Below are 21,672 nucleotides of genomic sequence, written 5' to 3' on the forward strand. Positions count from 1 at the left end.
GGTTTGGTAGAACCAGTTTGAGCCTGCCGCCGCGTGCCGAAGGAGTCGTGCGTAATGGGTCAATGGTCGCGCGAGGAGATCGAAGAGGCGTTTCACCGCTACGAGCAGGCGGTGGTCGAAATCGGCGACACCTGGGACTGGTCGTCCTACGCCGATCAGTTCACCGAAGACGCCACCTACGTCGAGCATGCCATGGGCAACATGACTGGGCGCGAACCGATCCGGGAGTGGATCGTCTCCACGATGAACATGTTTCCGGGCAGCGAGATGCCGCACTATCCGGTCGAGTGGTACTCGATCGATACCGACAAGGGCTGGGTCATCAGCAAGGTGATGAACCGCATGAAGGATCCCGGCGACGGCAGCATCCACGAGACGCCCGTCATCACCGTGCTCAAATATGCCGGGGACGGCAAGTGGAGCTACGAGGAAGACGCCTACAACCCAATGAACTTTCTGGTGATGGTGCAGGGGTACATCAAGCGTTGCCATGATCTCGGAACCATCTCCGACGACGCCCGCACGTTCGCCAAGAACATGAACTGGGAACTGGGCTAACGGATTACGAAGTCGGCCGGATCCGGTTCGCGGGTCCAGGTCCAGTAGTCGACGAGCCGCCACGGGCTCAGCGTGTGCACCTCGCCGAAACTGTTCTTGAAATAGGAGTGCTTGATCGTCGGTTGTGACCAGACCAGCGTGCGCATCTCGGCCTGACTGCGTTCGTGCCAGTCCCTCGTCTTTTCGACTGTGGGCTCCATCGTCGTATGATCGCCGTCAATCAACAGTTCCAAACACTGTGTGATGTAGCGCATCTGGCATTCCGAGTGAAAGATGAGGCTGCCGCCGCTCGCCAACCAGGTGCCGGGGCCGTTCATGCAGAAGAAGTTCGGGTAGCCGGGAATGGTGATACCCAGATAGGCCGCAGGTCGCTCCCCCCAACGCTCGCTGAGGATCTCACCGCCGCGCCCGCGAATGGTCATGGGCCACAACAGCTTGGTGTGCGCGAATCCGGTGGCGTAGATGATGACGTCGGCCGGATACCGAGTTCCGTCCTCGGTGACGACGGCGTCGGTCTCGATGTGGTCGATCCCGGCCCGGACGAGGTCGACGTTTTCGCGCGTCAGAGTCTTCAGCCAGCTGCCGTTGTCCTGCAAGGTGCGCTTACCGGTCGGCGGGTAGTCCGGCACCACCTTGGCCAACAGCTCGGGATCGTCGCCGACCTGGCTTTTGATCCACTCGGTGAACATGATGCGGGCGCCTTCGCTGACCTCGTTGACCGCCTTCTGCTGGTCCGGGTAGTCCGGATCGACGCGTGCCACGTCGAACCCCTTGTCGCACCACGGCCAGAACAGCAGGAAGCGATACCAGCGGCCATAGAACGGCAGATGCCGCAGCGCCCATCGCACGCCCGGGCCGACTTCGTCGTGGTAATCCATGTTCGGAAACATCCACTGTGCGGTGCGTTGAAAGACGGTGAGGTGCCCGACATCCGGTGCGATCGTGGGCGCGATCTGAAAGCCGCTGGCCCCCGCGCCGATCATCGCGACCCGCTTGCCGTGAAGGTCGACGGTGTGGTCCCACGCGCTGGAATGGAACGTCGGGCCTGCGAACTCGTGCTGTCCGTCGATCGTCGGTATGTGTGGCCGGTCGAGCTGCCCGACCGCGCTGATCACCGCACGCGCCGTCAGTTCGGTGGTCTTTCCGTTGCGGTCGCGGGCACGAACCGTCCAGGTGGCGGTGGCGTCGTCCCAGGATGCCTCGGTGACCTCGGTCTTCCACAGCACGTGGCGACGGACGTCGTACTTGTCCATCACGCGCTCGAAATACGCTTGCAGCTCGGGCTGTTCGGCGAAGAAATGGGCCCACTGATCGGTCGGCTCGAAGCTGTAGCAGTAAAAGTGGTTGGGCACGTCCACCCGCGCGCCCGGGTATGTGTTCTGATACCACGTGCCACCGACGCCGGCGTTCTTCTCGACGATGGTGAACGGGATGCCCGCCTGTTTGAGCCGGATCCCCGCCAGCAGGCCCGATTCGCCGCAGCCGATGACCACGACGGGGAAGTCGGCGGCATCGCCCTTGACGGCGGAGCGGGCGGCCCGGCTGTCTCTGCCGTCGAGCTCCATCTCCTCGAGCAGCATCGGCACATACTCGTCGGGCACGGGCTCACACACCAGCCACTGCATCATCTCGTGTAGCAGATCAGCCCCGACCGGCTCCGGCTCCGGGCAGCCCCGGTCGCGGTAGTCGGCGATGAGCTCCAGCGCGAGCTTGCGTGCGGCGGCCTTGTCCTCCTCGGACATGAAGCCCTGCACCTCGTTGAGGAACAACCCGGCGGGCTTGAGGTCGCCCCGGATGATGCTCGGATCGCCCGACATGTGCACGCACGACAGCAGCAGCGTGGGAATGCTGACGTCCAGCAGCGCCTGGGCGATTTCCTCGTCCGTCGTTGTGAATGGTTGTCCGGCATGTGGGTTGCGCACCTCCCCTTTCTAGCGCGAGAAGACGTGAAAACCCCCGAAATGGTCCACTTTTAGGGGGTTTCACGTCTGCTCGGCGGAGGGCGGTTACGCTGGCGAGGGTGGGAATCGTGACCCGGGTGAACGGCGCCGCACCGCCCGAGGTGCCGCTGGCCGATATCGACTTGGGGTCATGGGAGTTCTGGGGTGTCGACGACGACGTCCGCGACGGTGCGTTCGCCACGCTGCGCCGTGAGGCACCGGTGTCCTTCCACGAGGCCTATGTCGAGAACGCCGAGGACGAGGTCGCCGGTCATTGGGCGCTGACCCGCTACGACGATGTCTTCCACGCCAGCCGCCACCCCGAGATCTTCAGCTCGGCGCTGGGCATCACGGTCGGCGACCAGAACCCGGAACTGAACGAGTATTTCGGCTCGATGATCGCGATGGACGATCCGCGGCACGGCAGGCTGCGCAACATCGTGCGCAGCGCGTTCACGCCGCGGGTGTTGGCGATGGTCGAGGACTCCGTGCGCGACCGCGCCCGGCGGCTGGTCCAGGAGATGGTGGCGGCCCACCCCGACGGCAAGGGCGAACTGGTCACCGAGCTGGCCGGACCGCTGCCTCTGCAGATCATCTGCGACATGATGGGCATCCCCGAGCAGGATCACCAGCAGATCTTCCACTGGACCAACGTGATCCTCGGCTTCGGCGACCCCGACATCGCCACGGACTTCGACGAGTTCGCCCGCGTCGCGATGGACATCGGCGCGTACGCCAAGGCGATGGCAGACGACCGGCGCGCCCGGCCCGGCGAGGATCTCACCACGAGCCTGGTGCAGGCGGAACTCGACGGCGAAGCGCTGACCTCCGCAGAGATCGCGTCGTTCTTCATCCTGCTGGTCGTCGCCGGGAACGAGACCACACGCAACGCCATCAGCCACGGGGTGCTCGCGCTGAGCCGCTACCCGGAACAGCGCGACGAGTGGTGGCGCGACTACCACGAGGTGGCGCCGACGGCGGTCGAGGAGATCGTGCGGTGGGCATCGCCGGTGGCCTACATGCGCCGCACCGCCACCCGCGACACCGAGGTGCGCGGCGTGCGGATCGCCGCCGGGGACAAGGTGACGCTCTGGTACGGGTCGGCCAACCGTGACGAATCGAAGTTCGTCGACCCGTGGCGCTTCGACGTCCGCCGCCACCCCAACCCCCACGTCGGCTTCGGCGGCGGCGGTGCCCACTTCTGCCTGGGCGCCAACCTCGCCCGCCGCGAGATCACCGTGGCCTTCGAAGAACTGCACGCCCACTTGCCGGACATCACCGCCATCGAAGAACCCGACCGGCTGCATTCGGCGTTCATCCACGGCATCAAGAGGCTGCCGGTGGCCTGGACGCCGCCACGCTGAACTACCGCGCGCCCACGATGTTGGCGAGCGCGGCGATGGGCGTGTCGTCCAGATGCTGACACAGCTCCAACGGGTTCTCGAAAACCCGTGCAGCGCCCGCGTTTTCCAGCTCGGCCTGGGACGTTCCCCCGCTGAGCAGCGCGACGGTCTCCACGCCGGCGCGCCGGGAGGCCACGACGTCCCACACCGCGTCGCCGACGAACACGGCGTGCGCGGCGGGTACCCCGGCCCGATCCAGCGCGGCCTCGACGATGTCCGGTTCGGGTTTGGCCGTCGCCACGTCCGCCGACGACGTCACCGCCGACACCAGATGGTCGCAGTCGAGCACCTCGCGCAGGATGGACAGCTCGTCCTCGGGCGCGGAGGTCGCGAGCACGATCCGCAGATCCAACTGGTGGACGACCTCCAGCAGTTCGCGGGCACCGGGCAGGCGCCGCAACTCCGGCGTCATCTCCTTGTAGTAGCGCGAATGCAGGTCTTTGACGCGTTCGCGGGTCTTCTCGTCGGCTTTGTCGGCCAGCGTGGCGACGAGCGTGGTGCCGTCCATGCCGATCGAGCGGTGGATGCGCCACGCTTCGACGGGGATGCCCACCTCGGCGAACGCCCGGCTCCACGCGTGCACGTGCAGATAGTTCGAATCGACGAGCGTGCCGTCGATGTCGAACAGCACGGCGGGCGGAGCGCTGCGGCTACGGCTCACGACGATCGGGCTCACGACGATCGGCTGTCTTCGTCTTCGGATCGATGGTGTCGGCGTGTTCGCGGCGGGCGTCGAGATCCTGACGCGAGGCGGCGGCCGCGTCGCGGTGCGTTGTCGCGGTGTCTGCCAGCCGGGCGGCTTCGGCCGCCTTCGCCTCGGCGTCGGCCTGCGCGGCGCGCGCCTTGGCCTCGGTCTCCTGGGCAAGCGCCTCGCGCTTTTCCACCCGGTGTGACTCGTGGTCCACCTCCTCGCGGATGCGTTCGGCGTGCACGTGCCGCTTACGGTTGCGCGACTGCATCGCGACGTAGGCCAGCACGGCGAGCACGACGATCACCGCGATCGCCACGATGACCCAAATGACGGTGTTATCCATCTCGGCTCCTTCGTTCGGTCGGGCCCCATGACTGACGGACCCGCTAATAACGCGGATGCCCGAGACGGGGGCCGCTAAACCGGCTGGAACCGAAATCGCAGGTCAGCGCCTGCTCATTTGACGATCAAGGTGCCCGTCATCGACGGGTGATACACGCAGTAGAACGCGTACTCGCCGGGCTCGGTCGGCGTAGTCAAGGTGGCCTGCTGGCCCCCGTCGACGTGGACATCAAAGGCACCCTCGGTCCGCGACGTCACCGAATGCTCGACGGAGTCGTCGTTGGTCACGCTGATCTGGGTGCCCGGAGCGACGGTGATGGCGTCGCCGAAACTCATGTCGGCGATGGTGAGCGTCGCGGCTTGGGTGTCCGCCGGCGCGGTGGTGGTCGGCGTCGTGGTCGCAGTGCCCGTCGCGGTGGCCGTACCGGTGGCGTCGTCCTCGGTGGTGCTCGATTGGGTGCAGCCCATGGCGACGGCGAGGCACAGCGCGGTGCAGAACAGCAAGACCTTTTTCATGGTGTCCCCTTACGTTGGCGGCTGCCAAGGACACGAGTATCGAACGGCGCGGGTTCGCCCCGACGGTGTTCGGCGATATCGCTACAGCGTCGCGGTGATCGGACCCATCGGCTGACAGACCGACTGCGGCGGGTTGCCGACGTTGGCGCAGCCGCGGCCGGTGGACACATACGTCGCGCCGGGCTGATACGACCCGTAGTACACCCGAGCCGGCAGGTTTCCGTTGTTCGATTGGCACTGGCCGGGGCCCGTCGCGCCCTCCAGCTGCACGCAGGCCACCGTCGAGAACACGGTGGCCCGGCCGCAGGCCCCGGGTTCCATCGTCGCGGTGACCATGGCGGTGCCGGACACGTCGACGACGTAGGGTGCCGACAACCGGTAGTCGCACACGGACGCATCCTGCTGCGCACCGGCCACCGCGCCCGTCGCGCCCAGCAGGGTGAGCGAGGCGGCGACGACCATCAACGGCCTGATCATCCTTGGATGGTAGATCACCCGTTCCTCGCGAGCAGGCACTCGCGGCGGCCCACCGTGATTGTGCAGTTTCATACGCGGGTCACGGCGTGTCCCGTATGAAACCGCACAGCCGAGACCCACGACTAAACCAGGTAGCGGGTGAACCAGTCCTGCACCCGCTGCCACGCGTCGGCGGCCGCGGCGGCGTTGTAGCGCTTGCCGGTGTCGTTGAAGAACGCGTGGTTGGCGTCGGGCTCGGTGACCAGTTCGAACTGCATTCCCGCCTTCTCCAGCGCTGCGCGGGCGACCGGCTCGGTGGCGTTGACCCGCTCATCCTGCGCCGCGTAGATCCCCAGCACCGCAACGTCTTTGGACTTGGCGAAGTCCACATTCTGCGGGGTGGGGCCATAGAACGGGACGGCCGCAGAAAGCCGCGGTTCCCCGGCGTTCAGCAGCCGCCACACCATCGCGCCACCCAGGCAGAAGCCGACGGCGGCGAGCTTTCGATCGGGCACGCGGCGGCTGAGCTCGTCGATTCCGGATCGCATGTCGGCGACGGCGTCCCTGGGCGGGATCTTGCTGAGCGCCGCGGTGGCCTCCGCCGGATCGGCGAAGGCGCCCGTTCCGCCCTGCCCGGACAGCAGATCGATCGCCAGCGCGGAGTAGCCGATGCCCGCGAAGCGGCCGGTCACCGACCGGATGTGGTCGTTGAGCCCCTTGTTCTCGTGGATGACCAGCACGGCGCCGCGTGGCTCCGACGCCTCCGCCCACGCCCCCTGCAGCTCGCCGCGCGGCCCAGCCCAGGTGATGGGGGTCGTCTCCACCGCGGTCTGCGCACCCGGCGGGCCGTCTCCCGGCGCCGTTTCGCTCGGGCTGGCGGGGTTCTCCTCGGGCTGCCGGTTGTCGCTGCACCCGGCGATCAGGGCCGTCGCCGCGGCGGTCCCGACACCGAGCAGCGCAAGCCTGCGCAGGGCCTCGCGTCTGGACAGCAACCCGTCGACGTGGTCGATGGCAATTTCCTCGGCGATGTAGCGCTGAAGTGGTGTCATCTTCGCGAGTATGCCTCGGTCGGCCGATCATGCCAGCTCATCGCACAAAATAGACAGAATCGAAAATCTGTTCACAGTTTTCATTGACAGGCTAATTTCCGCGGGGTTCTATGACGGGGTGACCTACGACACGATCATCCGCAACGGGCGCTGGTTCGACGGCACCGGCGCCCCGTCCGCGGTCCGCAACATCGGCATCCGCAACGGCCACATCACGGCGATCACCGACGATGAGCTCGATGCGGCCGACTGCCCGGACGTCATCGACGCCTGCGGCAAGTGGGTGCTGCCCGGCATGCTCGACATCCACACCCATTACGACGTCGAGGTGCTCGACGGCCCGTCGCTCACCGAATCGCTGCGGCACGGGGTGACCACGGTGATGCTCGGCTCCTGCTCGTTGTCCACCGTCCATGTCGACGGGACCGACGCCGGCGACATCTTCGGTCGCGTCGAGGCCATTCCGCGCGATCACGTCATCGACGCGGTCGAGCGCAACAAGACGTGGACCAACTGCGAGGAGTACATCGAGGCGTTGGAGGCACGGCCCCTCGGCCCCAACATCGCCGCGTTCATCGGGCACTCCGACATGCGTGCGGCCACCATGGGCCTTGACCGCGCCACCCGCAAGGACGTGCGCCCCACCCGCAGCGAGCAGGCCCAGATGGAGCGGTGGCTCTCGGCGGCGCTGAAGGCGGGCTTCGTCGGAATGTCCTCGCAGCAACTGCTTTTCGACAAACTCGACGGCGAGGTCTGCCGGTCGCGGACGCTGCCGTCCACCTATGCCAAGCCCCGCGAACTGCGCAGGCTCAAGGCGCTGCTGCGGCGCACGGGCCGGGTGCTGCAGTCCGGCCCCGACATTCAGAACCCGCTGAACCTGCTGTCCCAACTGGCGCAGTCGCTGGGCGTGTTCCGCAACCCGCTCAAGACCAGCCTGCTCTCGGCGGCCGACGTGAAGTCCAACCCGTACAGCATTCACGCCCTTGGCCCGGCCGCCCGGTTGGTCAACAAACTCGGCGGGAACTTTCGCTGGCAGCATCTGCCGGTGCCGTTCGAGGTCTACGCCGACGGCATCGATCTGGTGGTCTTCGAGGAGTTCGGCGCGGGCGCCGCGGCGCTGCACCTGCGCGACGAGGTCGAGCGCAACGAACTGTTCCGCGACGAGGCCTACCGGCGCCGGTTCCGCAAGGATTACGAGAACAAGCTCGGCATCCGGGTGTGGCAGCGCGACTTCTTCGACGCCGAGATCGTCGCCTGCCCCGATGCGTCGATCGTCGGCAAGTCGTTCGGGCAGGTCGGGCAGGACCGCGGCGGGCTGCACCCCGTCGACGCGTTCCTCGACCTGGTGCTCGAACACGGTCGCGCGCTGCGTTGGCGCACCACCATCTCCAACCACCGGCCCGAGGTGCTCAAGAAGCTCGCGCGCGACGGCGGCATCCAGATGGGTTTCTCCGACGCCGGCGCGCACCTGCGCAACATGGCCTTCTACAACATGGGCCTGCGGTTCCTGCGCCACGTCCACGACGCCGAGCGCGCCGGCCGGCCGTTCCTGACCATCGAGCAGGCCGTGCACCGGCTCACCGGCGACCTCGCCGACTGGTATCGCCTCGACGCGGGGCATCTGCGCATCGGCGACCGGGCCGATCTCGTGATCATCGACCCGGCCCGGCTCGACGACTCGCTGGATGCCTACGCCGAGGACGCGGTCGCGCAGTACGGCGGGCTGTCGCGGATGGTCAACCGCAACGACGACACCGTGGCCGCCGTCTACGTCGGCGGGCGGGCGGTCTTCGTCGGCGGCCGGCCCACCGAGCTCGTCGGCAGGCAGCGCACCGGCCGGTTCTTGCGCGCAGCGCACAAGGCGCCCGCGATCTCCGCGCAGGAAGGTGAGTTAACCAGTGTCAGTTGAAGATACGGTTCTGGGGATGTGGAAGGCGCTGTCCGCGCGTGACTGGGAGCAGGTGAAGACGTTCCTCTCCGACGACTGTATCTACCTCGACATGCCCGTCGGCCCGGCCGCGGCCGCGCGCGGGCCCGAGGACATCGTCAAGCGGCTGAAGATCGGGCTGGAGCCGCTGGCGTCCTACGAGAACTTCACCGGGCTGCTGGTCGACAACGGCACCGACGCGATGTACGAGCACAGCGAGGAATGGCACTGGCCCACAGGAGAATCCGCGGTGCTGAAGTTCGTCTCGGTGCACAAGGTGGTCGACGGCAAGATCACGCTGTGGAAGGACTACTGGGACATGGGCGCGCTGGCCAACAACGCCCCGCCGACCTGGATGGAGGACTTCGCGAACGCGGACATGAGCTGGGTGTTTGATGCGACGGGCTTGGTGTGACGCCCCGCGGGCGGTTTGATTTCGACGGCAGGCGGTAAATCCTTCAGGTCGGCGAGGGTCGGGTGAAGGAGAGGCGACGTGCGGACGCCTGCGGCGCTGTCCCGCTGGGCCGGGCGCGCGCGACGTGCACTGGCCCAGCGCAACCTCGACCGCGACAACCTGCTGATGCTCGGCAAGTCGGTGCTGGCGGGCACGGTCGCCTGGCTGCTGGCCTCGCAGGTGTTCGACGCCACCCACGCCACGTTCGCGCCGTTCTCCGCGGTGCTGCTCATGCAGATCACGATCGCCGACTCGGTGCAGATGGCGATCCGCTACACCGCCGCCGTCGTCGTCGGTGTCTGCCTCGCCGGGGCGATCGTGCTGCCATGGGGCGCACAGCCGTGGCTGTTTCCGGTCATTCTGCTGCTCGCCCTGGGCCTCGGTCGTTGGCATCGGCTCGGCAGCCAGGGCATCAACGTGACGGTCGCGGCGATCTTCGCCTACGGCGCGTTCGCGATGCCCGACCCGGGGATCTCGCCGTCGTCGCAGCTGCCCGAGATCGCGGGAATGGTGGTGCTGGGCGCCTCCGTCGCCGTGACCATCAACCTTCTGGTGGCGCCGCCGTTGCGGTACCGCAGCGCCGGATACGCCGTCGAGGCGTTCAGCGACTCGCTGTCAGACCTGCTGACCGACGTCGTCGAGGGCTTGGAGAGCGGGACGCTCGACGCCGACGCCGCGACCGAATGGCGGCGGTATGCCAACGACATCCTGCGGCTGGCCGTGCAGGTGCGGGCCACCGTGGATCATGCGGACCAGACCTCGAAGTTCAACCCGCGCCGGTTGCTGGTGCGTGAGCACCGGAGCTTCGACGGATATCGGGTGACGATCCAGGCTGCGGATCGGATCACCGGGCAGGTGCGCTCGGTCACCAGCGGGCTGAGCCGGCTGGCCGAGCGTGACCCCGGCGATCCGCAGCCGCGCTACGGCGGGTTCGTGCGTCACTTGGCGACGGTGCTGTCCGCGGTGCGCGACGCCGTCGCCGCGATGGGCGCCATCCACTCGATCGCGGATCTCACCGACGGCGAACCGCTGGCGCACGCGGCCGGCTCCTGTCGGGCCGCGCTGGACAACCTCGCCTCCCACGCCCGAGGTAAGCAACTCGACCAGCCCACCCAATGGTCGGTGTACGGCGGTCTGTACACCGACGCCCAGCGGCTGTGCGACGAGATCGGCTGGGCGCGTGACGGGCTCAACGACGTCGCCGAGGACGTGCGCAGAAGCGCCCGCCCCGCGCGCAGTTGAACTCACACGCTCCAGGCCAGCCGGAACTTGTCGGCGAGTTCCTCGGGTGCCATGTCGCCGTAGGTGGCCTGCTCGTAGCGACGGACCGCGACGGTGGCGTCAACGGCCTCGTCCCCGAGGATCGAACGCAGCAACGACGACCGGTCCAGCCGCTCGATCGCCTCGCCGTGATCCTGCGAGAGCAGCGTGATGCCGGCCTGTGCGCGTTGCGCGTCGGTCATGGTGGCCGGCCCGACGGTCGTCTCCTGCCCCAGCGACAGCTTGCGCTCGATGCCGTCGAGCGCCAACCCCAGGATGGTGGCGGTCGCGAAATAGGGGTTGGCCGACGGGTCGATCACCTTCACCTCGACGTTCGCGCCGCACGGATTGCTCGGCCCGCCGATGAGGAAACGCACCGCGGCCTCTCGGTTCTCGGTGCCCCAGCAGACGTATGCCCCCGACCAGCGTCCCGGCTTGAGCCGCATGCCGGACAGCACCGAGCCGCACAGCACCCCCTGCGCCTCCGGCAGCCCGGCGATCAGCCCGGCGATCGCCGACTGGCCTTCCGGCGTCATCGAGCCGATACCGTCGCCACCGGAGAACAGCGGGGTCTCTCCGCGTGTGAGCGAAAAGTGTTGATGCGAGCCCGATCCCACGCTGTCTGCGAACGGCACCGGCGACAGGCTGACCCGCAGCCCATGCTGGCGGGCCACACGGCCGATGATGATGCGCATCAGCACAAGTTGGTCGGCCGCGGCCACCGGCGGCACCGGGGACAGCGAGATCTCGAACTGGTTGCGCCCGTACTCGGGGTGGAACTGCTCGATCGAAACCCCTGATCCGGCAGCGGCATTGGTGACGTCACGGACGAAGCCTTCGAATTCCAGCACGCCGGCCAGGCCGTACTGGGCCCACAGGTGCGACGGCAGCGGCGTGCCGTCCGCAGCCACGAGCACGAACTCCATCTCGTGCCCGACGACCGCGTCGATGCCCGCCTCGGTCATCCGCTCGACCACCCTGCTGAGCGCGCCGCGGCTGCAGTAGGGATCGGGCGAACCGTCCTGGTTGAAGAAAGCCCCAGGCGCCCAGGCCAATCCGTCGCCGAGGATGCGCAGCGCGCCGAGGTCGATACGGATCCGCTGGTCCCCCACCACACCGATCGCGTCGCCGAAGACGATGCCGGTCTGGTCGATGGCGAACACATGCCACACCGGGCTGGCGCCCAGGCCGGGATCGGCGAAGGCGCTCATCCGGCGCAGCGGAACGGTCTTGGCGAGCGTGAGCCCCGCCGGGTTGACGACCGTGCCGATCAGCGTGGTGACCCCGTCGGCCTCGAGCTGAGCGATCGCCGCGGCGGCGAGCGGTTTGGCGGCGCGCGATGTCATGGGGGCAATTGTGCGGGCTCGCGCGGGTGATTAGAGCGTGATCTTGCAGCTTTGGCCGATGTCGAGGGTGCGCAGCATCCGGCCCATGCCCAACCACATCGCGCAGGACAGCGCGAGATCGGTGAGCAGTTCATCGTCGAAGTGCGCGCGGCACCGCGCCCAGAAGTCCTCGTCGTCGCGCAGGCCGGTGTGGTCGGAGGCGAATCGCTCGGCGAACTCCGCGGCGAGGCGTTCCTGCGCGCTGTAGCCCGGCCACGTCCGCCATTGCGCGGCGTGATCGTAGAGATCCTCGTCGACGCCGGCCGCCGTACCCTGCGAATCGCGGGTGTTCTGGCACACCACGCATTCGTTGGCCAACGCAATGACCATCCTGGCCAACTCACGCACGCGCAGCGGCAGCCGGTTCTTGGTGTAGACGGCGTTGGTGAAGCCGGCCATCGCGGTCCCGATGTCGGGCGACTTGACCAGCCAGGCCGCCGCGTCGTCGTCGGCGAAATCTCCTATTCGGCTCATGGCCGAATCGTACGCTGGCGACCGCAAAGTTGGAACACGTTCTAATATGCGGGATGAAGGCCGGCAATCATGTGGCGGCCGCGGTCATCTCGGCGCGCTCGTTAGGTGAGCTAGGAAAGTTACAGCGGTCGCCGGGCAGGGTTGCCGGAAGGGCGCGGGCGAAAACGCGGGCCCGCGATCAGGAGCGTCTGATCGTTACAAGCTGGTCGGTGGCCGCGAGACGCACTGTGCCGCGTAGAGCTCGTCGCCCAGCTTGTCCATCAACTGCAGCTGGGTCTCGAGGTAGTCGATGTGGTCCTCTTCGCTGGCCAGGATCTTCTCCAGCAGGTTCGCGGTCGTGGCGTCTTCCTTCTCGCGGCACATGATGATGCCGGGCTTCAACCGCGCCATCACCTCGTACTCGATCGCCAGGTCGGCTTCGAATTGTTCACGCAGATTCTGGCCAATTCGCAGGGAGAACAACCGCTGGTAATTCGGCAACCCGTCCAGCATGAGAATTCGGTCGGTGATTTCCTCCGCATGATTCATTTCGTCGAATGATTCTTTGCGGGTGTACTCGGCGAGCTCCGTGAAGCCCCAATTCGCCTGCATCTTCGAATGCAGGAAATACTGGTTGATGGCTGTGAGTTCGCTTGTCAATTGCTCGTTGAGCAATTTCAGAACGTCCGGGTCGCCTTGCATCGTGGCTCCTTGGCACCTTGAGGGCTGATCAAGTGTCGCTGACGGTCGTGCGCCACCCAATCTAGTGCACAAGCGGGCCGCTAGACAGCCTTTGAGCTTGTGGGACGCGGTATTTCGGCGTTTCGGCGAGCGATTGGCATGCCGCGGAGCGCCGAGGCGGTACCAACTCTGGACTGCCTAGGCTAAGTAAGGCTAGACTGTGCTAACCTCTTCGCGGCACGTCGAACAGGCAGGAAAACAGATGAGTGAGAATAATTTGCACTCGCTTATTCTCGCCTGCGATTTCCGTGTCGATGACGTCGAACGCATGTGGGGCTGGCTGAAAAAGCATCGTGACGGATTGGCCTCGATAGGCGCCCACCACGTCGTGCTATACACCTCGATCTGGGAGCCGCGACGAGTATTGGTCACGATCGGAATTCGACGGGCCGGCTCCATCCGTGAGGTTTTGCGGTCCCCAGCGATATTCGAGTGGTTCGACATTTCCGGCGTCGACGACATCCCGCCCATTTTTGGCGGCGAAGTGGTGGAGAAGATCGACCTCTACCCGCCGTCCCCCGAAGATCACGTCGGGCGCGTGGTGGTCGGTGTCATGTCGTCGGTCCACGACGTCGGCGCGCTGATGGTGAAGGTGCACGACGGGCTGGACCGGTTCAAGCGCGGAGGGGTCCGCAAGATCTGGGTCTATCGGGCGCTCGACGACGGGCACGAGGTGCTGATCCTGCAGGAGATCGAGGACGAGGTCGCCGCCCGGCAGTGGCTCGACCACCCCGACGCCGCCGCCGAATGGATGTGCCAGGCGGGTTTCGGCCCCTACCCCACCCAGTTCGTAGGCAGGTTCGCCCACATCATGAGCATCGACGAGCGAAGCGGTTAGGGGCGCCGGTGTTTGTCTGTCTGTGCATGGGAATCACGAGCAACGACGTCGACGAGGTCGTCGGCAACGGAGCGACCACGTCCAAGCAGATCGCCGAGGCGTGCGGTGCCGGTGGCGACTGCGGGCGCTGCCGACGCACCCTGCGCGCGATCATCGCGGCCCACCATGAGGTCAACGGCTGTCCCAAGGCCGTCAACCACTAGCTCAGTACCCGTGCCTCAACGCGCGGCGATGTCCAGCACCACCACCCGCCACGCGGTCGCACAGCCCTCGGGGTCTGCGGCCACCCGCCCGCCGAGTTCGGCGTCGAACGCCGCGCGAATGCGGTCGCGGGCCGTCGCGTCGCGGTCGGAATCCAACGCGGCCCACAACGACTCCCCGAACGCCGCCCGGAACGACCTCACGACGGCGTCCACGTAGCTGTCCAGCTCGCCGTCGCGTTGGTAGGCCAGGAAATACGGATCCGCTGCCGAGCGCAGTTCGGCGCGGCGCAGATCCATGCGTGCCCGCAGCCGCGGGTCGTCGAACGGTGCGACGAACTCGGCCAGCGTGCGATTCCAGGTGGGGATGGTCATGCGCTGGTATTCGGCCGCGCGCACCACGCCGGCCTCGACCAGCGCGCGCAGACCGTCGTTGGCGGCGTTCATCACTCCCTCCGCACCGCTGGTGCCGTCGTCGTCGTTGGCGCCGCCGAGCACGATCAGCCGGCCCGACGTGCGGAGTTCGGCCGCGCGGTGCTGCAGGAATTGCCGCCAGTCCTGGGCGGACTGCTGCTGCAGCGTGAGCCGGACGGCGCCGGTGGCGAACGGCGTGTAGATGTGGTCGGGAATGGCCGCGTCGACCCGGCTCAGCCAGTGCACCGCGATCGAGGACCAGCCCAGCGACAGGTACCCGTCGGGAAACAGCCGCTCATAGAACGAGCGCCCCGCGGCATAGGCGAACACATCCGGGACGCGCAGATAGCTCCGCGGTGCGGACTGCAAAAGCTCGAACAATGCCGAGAAGTCGTTGCCGGGAATGTCGGTGTGCACCACCATCACCGGGCCCGATTCGGCGCGAGCGGTCAACGCGCGCCGAATCGGCTCGAGCGAGTTGCCCCCGCCGGCCGCGCCGAAATCGGCGATCACGAACGGCAGCCCGTCCGCGGCCGGCGCGACCTCAGCGGCGGCCTGTTCGAACCAGTCCAGGGCCTGTTCGCCGAAGACATGCTGGGCCGCGGAGTGTGCGGTGTAGAAGCCGCGGCCCTCCATCCGGCCACTGACTGCGCGGTCGCCGGCCATCCGGGATCACTGGGCCGCGCGGCGGCCGGTGAAATCGGCCAGCGCCTCGGCGTTGGCCGCGCCGCCCATCAACACCGCGAAGTGCTCGATCTCTCGGGCCGTCGCGGCGGCGATCTCGGCGCGGGTCGGCGCGACGATCGTCTGTTTGACCGCCATCAGGCTCGAAATCGGTTTGTCGGCAAGGATATTGGCGTGCCGACGGGCCTGCGGCATCAGGTCGTCGGGTTCGCACACCATCCACGCCAACCCCATCCGTTGTGCCTGCTCGGCGTCCACCCACTCCGATGACATGAGCAGCCACGCGGCGTTCTGCCGCCCCATCAGCCGTGGCAACAGATACGACGACGCCGCCTCCGGAGCCACCCCGAGGCTGGTGAACGGTGTCTTCAACCGCGCGGTCGAGGACATGAACACCAGGTCGGCATAGCCGAGAATCGTTGCGCCGATACCGACTCCGACACCGTTGACAGCGCAGATCAGCGGCTTGGGAAGGTCGGTGAGCGCGTCGATCATCGTCGAGAAGTGGCTGCCCTGCTCGTTGAAGGCCGGGTCGGTGATGCGGCGCTGCATCTCGTTGAGGTCGTTGCCCGCGCTGAACGCCCGGCCCGCGCCGGTCAGCAGCACCACGGCCACCTCCGGATCGTCGGCGGCGTCACGTAACGCGGTCGCGGTGGCGTGATACAGCTCTTCGTTGAAGGCGTTGAGGACCTCGGGCCGGTTCAAGGTGAGGGTGCGCACCCGGTTCTCGTCGCTGATCTGCAGGGGCATCGGTTGCTCGTCGGTCACCGGTCGACTGTACGACGCAGCGGATTGATGGCGAACGGGGTGCGATAGACGTAGCGGCTCGTCGGCACGGTGTCGACGTCACGGTTGGCGCCGAACGCCGCCGTACTGGCCACCATCCGCTCCATCCGGTCCCGCAGATCGTCGTCGTCGGCCGCGCCGAAGAACGCGCGCAGGTCCGAGATGGCTTCTGCGGGGAACAGTTCCTCGACGATGGCGGCCAGTGTCGGCGCGTCCGGCGTCAGCGCGCGCACGACGGCGTTCTGGGTGTAGCCGAACGTCGCCTGGGTTTCGATGGCCACCGGAGTGTGGTCGATGTGCCACCGCGCAAGCCAGGTCGCCTCGTCCAAGTCGGCCGGGCGGCGCAGCAGCGCGACGTTGGCCAGGCCCGGGCTGCGCTGGCCGGGCACGGTCTCGGGCGGGGCCAGCGGAACCGACTCGGTGACCAGATAGGCGGCGACGTCCTCGGCTTCCCTCTGCAACCGCTCCACCGCTGCCGTCACCTGCTCGCCGTAGGACTGTTGCGTCCACAGCGTGACGAAGGCGACCACCGGAGGTTCCATCGTCGTCAGCGTCATCAACGAGTCGCGCACCGCGTCGTCGCGCAGGTTGATGGCAAGGCCCGGCAGGTCCATGTCGAGTAGGTCGGCCGCCACTCGCGCGCGCATGCGAGCGCACCATTTTTCGTCCGGCTCGGCGCCTCGCAGGGTGATGATGACTTTCTCCACGCTGCCGAACCCTACCGTGGCCGCGGTGGCGTGGCCGTCGTCGCGGCTAGGCCTCCAGCCTTTCGCGAACCTCGGCCATCCGCCGGCGCAGTTCGGGCTCGTCGATGATGCCGCGGGCGACGAGCGAATGCGCCAGCGCCACCAACTGGTTCTCCGGATACGGCAGGTCCGCGTACAGCGTCGCCGACAACTCGTCCTCCTCGTCGCGGCGCTGCTTGAAGGTCGGAACCACCGTGTCGCAGGCCGCGCGGTCGAGCGCGTCGCACATGCCGTCGAGGCTCGTCTTCCACGGCGGCACGGGGTTCTCCACCCCGTACTTGGTCGCCATCCTTGACCACACCTGATTGCGCCGCACGATCTCCTGCAGCGGCGCGACCGGGTGCGGATTCTCTGCGGCGCTCATGAACTCGACGCCGGATGAATCGCCGGGCGGGTTTGGGTGATCACGTTGATGGTCACACCGGGTTTGGGCAGGGCGACGCCGATGAGGCAGTCGCGGGTGACGATCTCGGTCAGCTGATCCTCGGTCCAGTCGTCGGTGCCCTCCGGGCGCATCGGCATCACCATGAAGCGGTGCTTCTGATTGGAATCCTGCACCCGGATCGCGACGTCGTCTGGTAGGTACAGGCCGAACTCCGCGAGCACCTGACGCGGCCAGCGGACCAGTCGGCGCCGGTAGTTCGGGGTGCGGTACCACTCGGGTGAATTGCCCAGGATCGGGCGCGGATAGCACGAGCACAGCGCGCAGACGATGACGTGGTGCACTCCGGGGGTGTCCGCGAGGATCTCGAACGCGGTGAAATCGCTTGGTGTGCCGAACCCCGTCGGCTCCATCCAGTCCACACCGACTTCCTTGCTGGCCGCCATCGGTTCGCTCAACGCGAGCTTCTTGAACTCGGGATCCAGCCACGCCCGCGCCACCAACCGCGCCGCGGGTGTGGGGCCGATCTGCTCGGCGAACTCGGTGAAGCGGCGGTGCTCCTCGGCGGTGAAGATGCCCTTCTCGATACACAATTCGCGCAACGCGATCTCGAGCACCTCGAAGTCGGTGATCTCGTCGACCATCGGCGCGACGGTGCGTTCGTGATCGTGGTCGTGCCCGTGATCGGTCATGCGCGCCCCTTTGGCTCAGGTGGCCGACTGCAGCCAGCGTTCGGGAATCTCGGTCTGGATGGTGTCGTCGGCGGTGCCGGTGTAGCCGTCCCACAACTCGGCCATGTTGAACCGCACGACGTAGAACCACTCCGGCTTCGCGTCGGTCCGATCCCAGGTCTCGTCCTCGGCGGCGGGACTTTCGTAGGCCACCGTCGCGATCTCACCCCGCGCGCCGCGCACGTATTCGGGCGTGCGCGTGTAGAACACGACGGGAAGTTCGCGCACCACCACGGTGTCGCCGACTTTGAACATCGGTTCGCCCGCCTGGCCGGCATAGACCTGCGGGTCGCCCTTGCCGACCGCGTGCTTGTGGTGGGCGTTGCGCTTGACCTGTGACCCGTCCCCTTCGAATTTCGGCTGGGCCTCCAGCGCCCTGCCGCCGAGCCCGCCGGCGTAGCGGTCCGCGACCTCGGCCATCCGCTCGCTCAACTCGCCGAGCGAGATGTGGTGCTTTTCCACCAGGACTCGCGCGACCGCGAGCAGCCAGCGACCGTAGTAAGGCAGCCCGAGGTACTGCGCCCGCCCGACGTCGACATTGCCGATGCGGCGGCGCTCCTCGGAAAGCCAGATGCCCCGCCACGCGAGCACTTCGCAGATGACGTAGGTCATGTGCTCCCACAGCTCGTACTGCTTGTTTTCGTACTTCATCGGCGCATCGGGCTCACCGCCCACGTCGTGCACGGGTTTGAGGTATGCGGTGATGCGGCCGTGGTCAAGCAGGTCGGGGGTCGGGGCGTCGGGAAGCTCGGGATACGCCGATTTCAGCCGGGCCACGAGATCCAGTTGAGCCGCGCGTTCGGCCGCTGTGCTCATCACAGCTCCCTTCCGGATCGAAGCGCCGAGCCTGGCGAAGTGAGCTGACTTTATCGCCGCCCGAGCCCTCAGACCAGCCGAATTGCAAACTGGCCGCGCGGGTTCAGGGCGACCCACGCTCCCGGCCGGTACGGGATGCCCTGTGCCACAGATCATTTGACACGACCATCGGCGACAAAATTCGTTTATTGTCGGGTGCGGTGAAAATGCGGCCGGTCCAGGTGCCTGCGTGTGCTTCACCGATACCGGTTGAGAAAGGGTCAGAATGGGGTGGTGACCACCGGGGGCAGGATCGTCGAAGCCCTCCGGCCGACATTGCCGGACATCGGGGCGGTTGTACGCAGCCTGCTCGCGATGGTTGCGATCGCGGTGGTGGCGCTGCTGTGGCATTCCGGCACGGCGGCGCTGTGGGCGGCCGGAGCCGCCGCCATCGCGGGGGCGATCGCCCTGCAGGACAGCCCCGGCGGACGGGTGTCGCTGGTTGTCACCGTTTCGCTGCAGATGGGCTGCGCGGTCCTGCTCGGCGCTCTGACGGGCGCCTACAACGTGCTGTTCGTGGTGGCGGTGGCCGTGTGGTGTTTCGGTGCGGGGCTGCAGTGGGCGCTCGGCGGCAACGCGGGTCTGGTCGGGGCGGCGGCCAGCGCCCTGCTGGTGATCGCACCACCGGTGACGCCGTCGGTGTCGTCGGTGCTCGTGCCCACGGTGCTGACGATCGCCGCCGGTTGCCTTCAGGCGGTGCTGATCGCGGTGTGGCCTCCGCAGCGGTGGCGCACGCAGCGGGAGGCGCTGTCGAACGCCTATCGGTCGCTGGCCGACGATGCACGCCAGGTCGCGGCGGACCGGGCCGCGCCGCTTGACGCGGCGCTGTCACCGTCGTTGCGGGACGCGTTCATGGACACCCAGGCCAGCCGGCGGCCGGAGGCCTATCTCGGCGGTCACCGGCTTCCCGAGCGGATCATGACCACGCTGCACGCCTTTCGCGGCTCGGCGGGCGGGGAGCACGACGACGTATCGCGGGTGCTCGACTCCGCCGCGGCGGTGCTCGATGCCCTCGCCGACGACAAGCACACCGCGCGCCGAGAGGCCGAGCACGCGCTGGTCCGTGTCGACACCGCGGTTTCGATGATCACCGGACCCGAAGCCGCTACCGCGCAACGTCTTTCGCAACAGCTGCACGAAGCCGCGGAGCTGCGCTTCCCCGATCTCTACCGGCCCGACCTGGTCAACCCGATGCGCAGGGCGATCGGCGCGGTGCGCGGTCACCTGACGCTGACATCGCCGATTCTTCGCCATGCGGTCCGGCTCTCGGCGGCCGTCACGTTGGGCATCGCCGCCGACCGCTTCGCGCCCGTCAACCACGGCTACTGGGCCGCGCTGACGGTCCTGATGGTGCTGCGCCCGGAAACCGCGCACACCTACACCCGGTGCATGGGGCGCATCGCGGGCATCGCCGCGGGCATCGTGGTGACGTCGTCGATCACGCTGTTGGTGGAACCCAGCGGATACGTCGCGGCGGTGTTGGCGACGTTGCTCGTCGGGATCACCTACTCGGTCGCCCGGTTCGGCTACATCGCCGCCAGCGCGGCGCTGGCCGGGGCCGTGGTGTTCCTGCTGGACATCGGCGCGGCGACGTCGGGCGCGACGCTGGAAGACCGGCTGTTCTCGGTGGTTATCGGCGGCGGCCTGGCGATGGTGGCGCACGTGGCGTTCCCCGACCACGCGCTGATTCGGCTCTGGCAACGGTCGGGCGAACTGCTGAAAACCGAAATCGACTACGCCGCGACCGTGATCAAGGCGTTCGTACACGAACTCGACCGTCCCGCTGACGCGGTGTCAGCGGCCTGGCAGAAGGCCTTCCGGGCCCGCGCGTCGTTCGAAGCGGCGTGCGGTGCGGCCCGGCTGGATTCGCCGGAGCTGCGCCGTTGGCTGCGCTCGTACCGGGCGGCGCTGAACGCCGTCACCAGCTCGTGCACGACGCTGGAGGCCAGCCTGCCACCGCAGCCACTGACCAACGTCACACCCGAGTTCGTCGCCGCCATCGACGACTACGTCGATGCGCTCCGCGGTGCCCCACCGACCCCGGCTGCGCCGTGGACCGTCGACCTCGCCGCGCTCTCCGCGGCCAGTCAGCAGGTCCGCGACCGGGGTGCCGAGCTGCCCGCCGACAACGGCGCCGCCCGGGTGCTGGTCGCCGAGATCGCGACGATCACCCGCCACCTGTCGAGTATCGCTACTGTTCGCGAGCCCACTTCGGCTGGATGAACACGCCCTGCGCCTCCACCGTTACCCCGTCTTCGTCAGCCAAATGCCCAGCGGCATAAGTCTTGACGCCTTCGCTGTGGGTGATCTTCGCCTCGGCGTGCAGCCGGCCCAGCCGAGTGGTGCGCAGATAGCGCAGGGTGATGGTGCCGGTGAAGCGTGGGTTGACACCGTCGCTGGCGGCTTCGCCGAGCAGGTGGTCGAGCACGAGGGCGGCGACGCCGCCGTGCACGTGCCCCGGCGGGCCCTCGTAGGCCGCGCCCATCTCGAAGTCGGAGTGCACAAGCCCGTCGGGCCCGCGGTGAACGAGCAGCGGCGGCGCGACCGGGTTGCGGATCCCGATCACCGGGTTCCCCCACGGCATGCGGTCACCGCCGCTGGTGTAGCGGACACCGAACGGGCCGTCGCACTGCTTGGCACGCAGCCGCGCGGTCGCCGCATCGATCTGGGCCTTGACCGCCGACACCGCCTCGGGGTCGACCTCGGTACGGATGGTCGCATCGATGAGCTCCCGAACGGACTGCGCGAGCGGCTCATAGACCGCACGCATCTGCGCCACCTCGGCCGAGGACACGTCGCCGATGTGGGTGAACTCCACCATGGGAGCACTAGAACACGTTCTAGCGCAGCTTGTCGAATCA

At 67.5% G+C, this 21,672-nt stretch carries 24 protein-coding genes; 8 read left to right on the forward strand and 16 right to left on the reverse strand.

The features are described 5' to 3' along the window. The first annotated feature begins 54 nt into the window (after positions 1–54). Positions 55–558: a nuclear transport factor 2 family protein gene (locus tag G6N28_RS23310; protein WP_163904459.1), complete on the forward strand. Its 504-nt coding sequence runs from the start codon at positions 55–57 to the stop codon at positions 556–558. On the opposite strand, the gene G6N28_RS23315 is transcribed toward G6N28_RS23310, so the two are convergent. Beyond that, positions 555–2,480, reverse strand: coding sequence for a flavin-containing monooxygenase (locus G6N28_RS23315; RefSeq protein WP_163904461.1), 1,926 nt, complete (start codon positions 2,478–2,480; stop codon positions 555–557). The two genes, G6N28_RS23310 and G6N28_RS23315, sit on opposite strands and share 4 nt — an antisense overlap. A gap of 98 nt (positions 2,481–2,578) precedes the next feature. Here G6N28_RS23315 and G6N28_RS23320 point away from each other — a divergent pair, with 98 nt between their 5' ends. Then, positions 2,579–3,862 (forward strand): cytochrome P450, encoded by a 1,284-nt coding sequence (locus tag G6N28_RS23320; RefSeq protein WP_163904463.1) that lies wholly within the window; start codon positions 2,579–2,581, stop codon positions 3,860–3,862. A 1-nt stretch (position 3,863) separates the two neighbouring features. Here G6N28_RS23320 and G6N28_RS23325 read toward each other — a convergent pair whose 3' ends face one another. From G6N28_RS23325 to G6N28_RS23345, 5 genes are all read right to left on the reverse strand, one after another. Further along, a complete protein-coding gene (locus G6N28_RS23325) occupies positions 3,864–4,577 on the reverse strand; it encodes an HAD family hydrolase (protein ID WP_235674671.1) in 714 nt (237 codons plus the stop codon). Beyond that, on the reverse strand, positions 4,552–4,935 hold the full coding sequence (locus G6N28_RS23330; RefSeq protein ID WP_163904464.1) for a hypothetical protein: 384 nt from the start codon (positions 4,933–4,935) through the stop codon (positions 4,552–4,554). Before G6N28_RS23330 ends, G6N28_RS23325 begins: the two co-directional genes overlap by 26 nt. 113 nt (positions 4,936–5,048) lie before the next feature. Next, the gene (locus tag G6N28_RS23335; protein WP_163904466.1) at positions 5,049–5,450 is read right to left on the reverse strand and encodes a cupredoxin domain-containing protein; all 402 of its coding nucleotides are present in this window, start codon (positions 5,448–5,450) and stop codon (positions 5,049–5,051) included. 81 nt (positions 5,451–5,531) lie between these two features. Beyond that, entirely contained in the window at positions 5,532–5,927 is a 396-nt protein-coding gene (locus G6N28_RS23340; protein WP_163904468.1) for a hypothetical protein, read from the reverse strand. A 122-nt stretch (positions 5,928–6,049) separates the two neighbouring features. Next, positions 6,050–6,955 (reverse strand): dienelactone hydrolase family protein, encoded by a 906-nt coding sequence (locus G6N28_RS23345; protein WP_163904471.1) that lies wholly within the window; start codon positions 6,953–6,955, stop codon positions 6,050–6,052. A gap of 118 nt (positions 6,956–7,073) precedes the next feature. Between G6N28_RS23345 and G6N28_RS23350 the strand changes: the two genes are divergently transcribed. The 3 genes from G6N28_RS23350 (at position 7,074) to G6N28_RS23360 (ending at position 10,578) form a co-directional block, all read left to right on the forward strand. Beyond that, complete coding sequence (locus G6N28_RS23350; protein ID WP_235674672.1) at positions 7,074–8,864, forward strand: N-acyl-D-amino-acid deacylase family protein; 1,791 nt, start codon at positions 7,074–7,076, stop codon at positions 8,862–8,864. Next, positions 8,854–9,297 carry a nuclear transport factor 2 family protein gene (locus tag G6N28_RS23355; RefSeq protein WP_163904475.1) on the forward strand — a complete coding sequence of 148 codons (444 nt, stop codon included), beginning with the start codon at positions 8,854–8,856 and terminating at the stop codon, positions 9,295–9,297. Before G6N28_RS23350 ends, G6N28_RS23355 begins: the two co-directional genes overlap by 11 nt. Positions 9,298–9,375: 78 nt before the next feature. Further along, entirely contained in the window at positions 9,376–10,578 is a 1,203-nt protein-coding gene (locus tag G6N28_RS23360; RefSeq protein ID WP_163904477.1) for an FUSC family protein, read from the forward strand. A 2-nt stretch (positions 10,579–10,580) separates the two neighbouring features. Here G6N28_RS23360 and G6N28_RS23365 read toward each other — a convergent pair whose 3' ends face one another. The 3 genes from G6N28_RS23365 to bfr form a co-directional block, all read right to left on the reverse strand. Beyond that, positions 10,581–11,942: a type I glutamate--ammonia ligase gene (locus G6N28_RS23365; protein ID WP_163904479.1), complete on the reverse strand. Its 1,362-nt coding sequence runs from the start codon at positions 11,940–11,942 to the stop codon at positions 10,581–10,583. 30 nt (positions 11,943–11,972) lie between these two features. Next, positions 11,973–12,455 (reverse strand): carboxymuconolactone decarboxylase family protein, encoded by a 483-nt coding sequence (locus G6N28_RS23370; protein ID WP_163904481.1) that lies wholly within the window; start codon positions 12,453–12,455, stop codon positions 11,973–11,975. 195 nt (positions 12,456–12,650) lie between these two features. Continuing rightward, positions 12,651–13,136, reverse strand: coding sequence for a bacterioferritin (gene bfr / locus G6N28_RS23375; RefSeq protein WP_163904483.1), 486 nt, complete (start codon positions 13,134–13,136; stop codon positions 12,651–12,653). A gap of 241 nt (positions 13,137–13,377) precedes the next feature. Here bfr and G6N28_RS23380 point away from each other — a divergent pair, with 241 nt between their 5' ends. Continuing rightward, positions 13,378–14,013, forward strand: coding sequence for a fatty-acid--CoA ligase (locus tag G6N28_RS23380; protein WP_163904485.1), 636 nt, complete (start codon positions 13,378–13,380; stop codon positions 14,011–14,013). 8 nt (positions 14,014–14,021) lie between these two features. Then, positions 14,022–14,216, forward strand: coding sequence for a (2Fe-2S)-binding protein (locus tag G6N28_RS23385; RefSeq protein WP_163904487.1), 195 nt, complete (start codon positions 14,022–14,024; stop codon positions 14,214–14,216). 15 nt (positions 14,217–14,231) lie between these two features. On the opposite strand, the gene G6N28_RS23390 is transcribed toward G6N28_RS23385, so the two are convergent. Genes G6N28_RS23390 through G6N28_RS23415 form a run of 6 tightly spaced genes read right to left on the reverse strand, consistent with a single transcriptional unit; the run spans position 14,232 to position 18,772 of the window. Further along, complete coding sequence (locus G6N28_RS23390) at positions 14,232–15,293, reverse strand: class I SAM-dependent methyltransferase (RefSeq protein ID WP_163904490.1); 1,062 nt, start codon at positions 15,291–15,293, stop codon at positions 14,232–14,234. A gap of 6 nt (positions 15,294–15,299) precedes the next feature. Continuing rightward, a complete protein-coding gene (locus tag G6N28_RS23395) occupies positions 15,300–16,061 on the reverse strand; it encodes an enoyl-CoA hydratase/isomerase family protein (protein WP_163906573.1) in 762 nt (253 codons plus the stop codon). Between the two features lie 14 nt (positions 16,062–16,075). Continuing rightward, positions 16,076–16,804: an EthD domain-containing protein gene (locus tag G6N28_RS23400; RefSeq protein ID WP_163904492.1), complete on the reverse strand. Its 729-nt coding sequence runs from the start codon at positions 16,802–16,804 to the stop codon at positions 16,076–16,078. A gap of 46 nt (positions 16,805–16,850) precedes the next feature. Beyond that, positions 16,851–17,207, reverse strand: a complete 357-nt coding sequence (locus G6N28_RS23405) for a nitrile hydratase subunit beta (protein WP_163904494.1) — start codon at positions 17,205–17,207, stop codon at positions 16,851–16,853. Continuing rightward, positions 17,204–17,917, reverse strand: a complete 714-nt coding sequence (scnC, locus tag G6N28_RS23410) for a thiocyanate hydrolase subunit gamma (RefSeq protein ID WP_163904496.1) — start codon at positions 17,915–17,917, stop codon at positions 17,204–17,206. The genes G6N28_RS23405 and scnC overlap by 4 nt, the downstream gene beginning before the upstream one ends. Positions 17,918–17,932: 15 nt before the next feature. Then, positions 17,933–18,772 (reverse strand): SH3-like domain-containing protein, encoded by an 840-nt coding sequence (locus G6N28_RS23415; protein WP_163904497.1) that lies wholly within the window; start codon positions 18,770–18,772, stop codon positions 17,933–17,935. Positions 18,773–19,045: 273 nt separating this feature from the next. Between G6N28_RS23415 and G6N28_RS23420 the strand changes: the two genes are divergently transcribed. Beyond that, positions 19,046–21,034 carry an FUSC family protein gene (locus tag G6N28_RS23420; protein WP_179962141.1) on the forward strand — a complete coding sequence of 663 codons (1,989 nt, stop codon included), beginning with the start codon at positions 19,046–19,048 and terminating at the stop codon, positions 21,032–21,034. Here G6N28_RS23420 and G6N28_RS23425 read toward each other — a convergent pair. Then, positions 21,003–21,632, reverse strand: coding sequence for a PaaI family thioesterase (locus G6N28_RS23425; protein ID WP_163904499.1), 630 nt, complete (start codon positions 21,630–21,632; stop codon positions 21,003–21,005). The two genes, G6N28_RS23420 and G6N28_RS23425, sit on opposite strands and share 32 nt — an antisense overlap. Positions 21,633–21,672: the final 40 nt, after the last annotated feature.

Origin of the sequence: Mycolicibacterium pulveris (assembly GCF_010725725.1) — a bacterium.
Taxonomy (GTDB): domain Bacteria; phylum Actinomycetota; class Actinomycetes; order Mycobacteriales; family Mycobacteriaceae; genus Mycobacterium; species Mycobacterium pulveris.

Bases quoted from the DNA above. Each gene is read 5' to 3' on its own strand.
- G6N28_RS23405 (WP_163904494.1), bottom strand. From the start codon at position 17,207: ATGAGCGCCGCAGAGAATCCGCACCCGGTCGCGCCGCTGCAGGAGATC.
- G6N28_RS23340 (WP_163904468.1), bottom strand. From the start codon at position 5,927: ATGATCAGGCCGTTGATGGTCGTCGCCGCCTCGCTCACCCTGCTGGGC.
- G6N28_RS23390 (WP_163904490.1), bottom strand. From the start codon at position 15,293: ATGGCCGGCGACCGCGCAGTCAGTGGCCGGATGGAGGGCCGCGGCTTC.
- G6N28_RS23415 (WP_163904497.1), bottom strand. From the start codon at position 18,772: ATGAGCACAGCGGCCGAACGCGCGGCTCAACTGGATCTCGTGGCCCGG.
- G6N28_RS23330 (WP_163904464.1), bottom strand. From the start codon at position 4,935: ATGGATAACACCGTCATTTGGGTCATCGTGGCGATCGCGGTGATCGTC.
- G6N28_RS23370 (WP_163904481.1), bottom strand. From the start codon at position 12,455: ATGAGCCGAATAGGAGATTTCGCCGACGACGACGCGGCGGCCTGGCTG.
- G6N28_RS23425 (WP_163904499.1), bottom strand. From the start codon at position 21,632: ATGGTGGAGTTCACCCACATCGGCGACGTGTCCTCGGCCGAGGTGGCG.
- bfr (WP_163904483.1), bottom strand. From the start codon at position 13,136: ATGCAAGGCGACCCGGACGTTCTGAAATTGCTCAACGAGCAATTGACA.
- G6N28_RS23380 (WP_163904485.1), top strand. From the start codon at position 13,378: ATGAGTGAGAATAATTTGCACTCGCTTATTCTCGCCTGCGATTTCCGT.
- G6N28_RS23395 (WP_163906573.1), bottom strand. From the start codon at position 16,061: ATGCCCCTGCAGATCAGCGACGAGAACCGGGTGCGCACCCTCACCTTG.
- scnC (WP_163904496.1), bottom strand. From the start codon at position 17,917: ATGACCGATCACGGGCACGACCACGATCACGAACGCACCGTCGCGCCG.
- G6N28_RS23365 (WP_163904479.1), bottom strand. From the start codon at position 11,942: ATGACATCGCGCGCCGCCAAACCGCTCGCCGCCGCGGCGATCGCTCAG.
- G6N28_RS23345 (WP_163904471.1), bottom strand. From the start codon at position 6,955: ATGACACCACTTCAGCGCTACATCGCCGAGGAAATTGCCATCGACCAC.
- G6N28_RS23310 (WP_163904459.1), top strand. From the start codon at position 55: ATGGGTCAATGGTCGCGCGAGGAGATCGAAGAGGCGTTTCACCGCTAC.
- G6N28_RS23335 (WP_163904466.1), bottom strand. From the start codon at position 5,450: ATGAAAAAGGTCTTGCTGTTCTGCACCGCGCTGTGCCTCGCCGTCGCC.